The sequence below is a fragment of the Rathayibacter rubneri genome (genome assembly GCF_023743255.1).
Lineage (GTDB): Bacteria > Actinomycetota > Actinomycetes > Actinomycetales > Microbacteriaceae > Rathayibacter > Rathayibacter rubneri.
Genome location: NZ_JAMRYM010000185.1, coordinates 1 through 2,416, shown reverse-complemented (window position 1 = coordinate 2,416; position 2,416 = coordinate 1). Strand labels below are relative to the sequence as shown.

Genomic DNA, 2,416 nt, shown 5'->3' with positions numbered 1-2,416 from the left:
CACGATCACCGGCGAGCTCAAGCGCCACCTGCGCGACCTCGGCTGGATGGTGCGGCCGCCGCGCAGCGTGCAGGAGCTGCACCGCCGCTCCGGCGTCGTCGCCGAGGAGCTGTCGCAGGAGCTCGGGCGCCACCCGTCCGACCGCGAGATCGCCCTGCGGCTCGGAGTCGACGCCGCGGAGGTCGCCGACGCGCGCTCGGCGAGCCACCCGCTCTCGCTCGACGAGACCGTCGGCACGGGCGACGGCGGGGTGCGGCTCGGCGAGACCCTCGGCGGCGACGACGAGAACCTCGCGGCCATCGACCGCCGCCACGGACTCGCGACCGCCCTCGCGGAGCTCGAGGACGGGCAGCGGGAGCTGCTGCGCATGCGCTTCGTCGAGGAGATGACCCAGCAGCAGATCGCGGACGCGCTCGGGACGACGCAGATGCAGGTCTCGCGCCTGCAGCGGCGGATCCTCGCGCAGCTCGCCGACCGGCTGGGCGCCCCCTCGCGCCAGCATCAGCCCCGCTCGCCCCGCGCCCGGGTCGCCACGGTCACGCCCGTCCGGCAGGCGCAGCGTCTGCGGTCCGCCTGAGGTGCGCCTCGGCACGCGAGGGCAGCGAGGCGAGGGCGTCCAGGACGTCCTCGGTCTGCACGGCCAGCAGCGCCGGGTCCGGCTCGGAGGAGAAGACGTCGCCCTTGCGCAGCGACGCGTCGGTGAGCACGATGTGCGGGCCGCTCGCGGGCGGGCCCCAGGCCTCGGGCGGCGCCGGTCCGAAGATCACGACCGACGGGATGCCGTAGGCCGAGGCGAGGTGCGCGGCTCCGGTGTCGACGGTGACCAGCGTCTCGGCGGCGGCGACCACCGCGGCGAACTCGACCAGGTCGACCTCGCCCGCGAGCACCTCTCCGGTGCCGGTGAGCCCGGCGACGCGACGGGCCCGGTCGGCCTCGTTCGCGCCTCCGGTGTAGACGACGCGGTGCCCCTGGTCGGCGAGCGAGCGGGCGACCGCGGCGAAGCGCTCCTCGGGCCACTCGCGCGAGCCGTAGAAGGCGCCGATGTGCACGACGGCGGCACCGTCGACGCGGGGTGCGGCCTCGGGGACCGCGATGGCGACGTCCTCGGGATCCGCGTCGAGTCCGATCGAGTTCACCAGCCGGGCCCAGCGGGCGCGCTCGAGCTCGCCGTCGATCCAGAGCGGGCGCGGGTCGTCGTGGCCCGCGTCGGGATCGAGCGCCGGGACGCGGAACTCGAGTGTGCGCTCGGGCTCGATCTCGGCGAGGCGCAGCCGCGACTCCGGGCCGTTGCCGTGCAGGTTGACGCCGAGCTCGACGCGCCCGGCGGCCATCGGCAGCGGGTCGTCGAGGCCGTGCAGGGTGGGCACCAGGGCGTCCAGTCCGTCGATCAGGTCGACGATCGGCTCGAGCCAGGGCGTGGTGGCGAGGATCAGGCGGTGCTCGGGGAAGCCGCGGCGCAGCGCCTTCAGCGCCGGCACCGCCACCAGGATGTCGCCGAGCTTGAGCGCGCGGAGCGCGAGGACCTCCGGGGTGCCGTCCGGTTCGGTGAGAGCGCGCACGGCGCCTCCTTCCTGTCGGACGTCCCGTACCCCGTCGCCGGAGGCTCAGACGCGCGGGCCCCGATCCCGACGCGCCCGAGCAGCAGTACTTCTCCTCCCCGGGGTTTACGAGGAGGAGAAGCAGGGTACGAGGAGGACGTGACCGACCCGATGCACCGCAGCGATCCGCGCGGGACCGCCGAGCTCGAGAGGACTCCGCGACTGCGCGGGATCCTCTTCGACCGCGACGCCACGCTGGTCGTCGATGTGCCCTACAACGGCGACCCCGAGCGGGTCGAGCCGATGCCGACCGCCCTCGACGCCGTCGAGCGCGCGCGCGAGGCGGGCCTGGCGATCGGAGTGGTGACCAACCAGTCCGGCATCGCCCGTGGCATCATCGACCGCGGCCAGGCCGAGGCGGTCAACCGCCGGGTCGACGAGCTCTTCGGCGGCTTCGACGTCTGGATGCTCTGCCCGCACGGCCCCGAGGACGGCTGCGACTGCCGCAAGCCCGCTCCCGGCATGGTGCTGGGCGCCGCCGAGGCCCTCGGGCTGTCGGCCGACTCCCTCGCCGTCATCGGCGACATCGGCGCCGATGTGGGTGCCGCCGCGAACGCCGGCGCGCGGGGCGTGCTGGTCCCGACTCCGATCACCCGGGCCGAGGAGGTGGCGGCCGCGACGCTGCGCGCCGACACGCTCCTCGAGGCGGTCGAGCTGCTCCTCGCGATGCAGCCCGACGAGGAGGGCGCGGCATGACCCGCCGCGTCCTCGTCGCCCGCCTGGACAGCGCGGGCGACGTGCTCCTCTGCGGCCCCGCCGTCCGCGCGATCGCCGCCGACGGCGGGGGTGTCTCTTTTACACATCTCCGAGCCCCCGAG

At 75.2% G+C, this 2,416-nt stretch carries 3 protein-coding genes; 2 read left to right on the top strand and 1 reads right to left on the bottom strand.

Annotated elements, in window-relative coordinates; translation table 11 throughout:
• Positions 1 to 577: sigma-70 family RNA polymerase sigma factor (locus tag NB037_RS19150; RefSeq protein ID WP_251948628.1), on the top strand; the 577-nt coding region annotated here is incomplete at its 5' end.
• Here NB037_RS19150 and NB037_RS19145 read toward each other — a convergent pair.
• A complete protein-coding gene (locus tag NB037_RS19145) occupies positions 537 to 1,559 on the bottom strand; it encodes a glycosyltransferase family 9 protein (protein WP_251948626.1) in 1,023 nt (340 codons plus the stop codon). The genes NB037_RS19150 and NB037_RS19145 overlap by 41 nt on opposite strands.
• 138 nt (positions 1,560 to 1,697) lie before the next feature.
• On the opposite strand from NB037_RS19145, the gene NB037_RS19140 reads away from it, so the two are divergent.
• Positions 1,698 to 2,294 carry an HAD family hydrolase gene (locus tag NB037_RS19140; RefSeq protein ID WP_308202094.1) on the top strand — a complete coding sequence of 199 codons (597 nt, stop codon included), beginning with the start codon at positions 1,698 to 1,700 and terminating at the stop codon, positions 2,292 to 2,294.
• Positions 2,295 to 2,416: the final 122 nt, after the last annotated feature.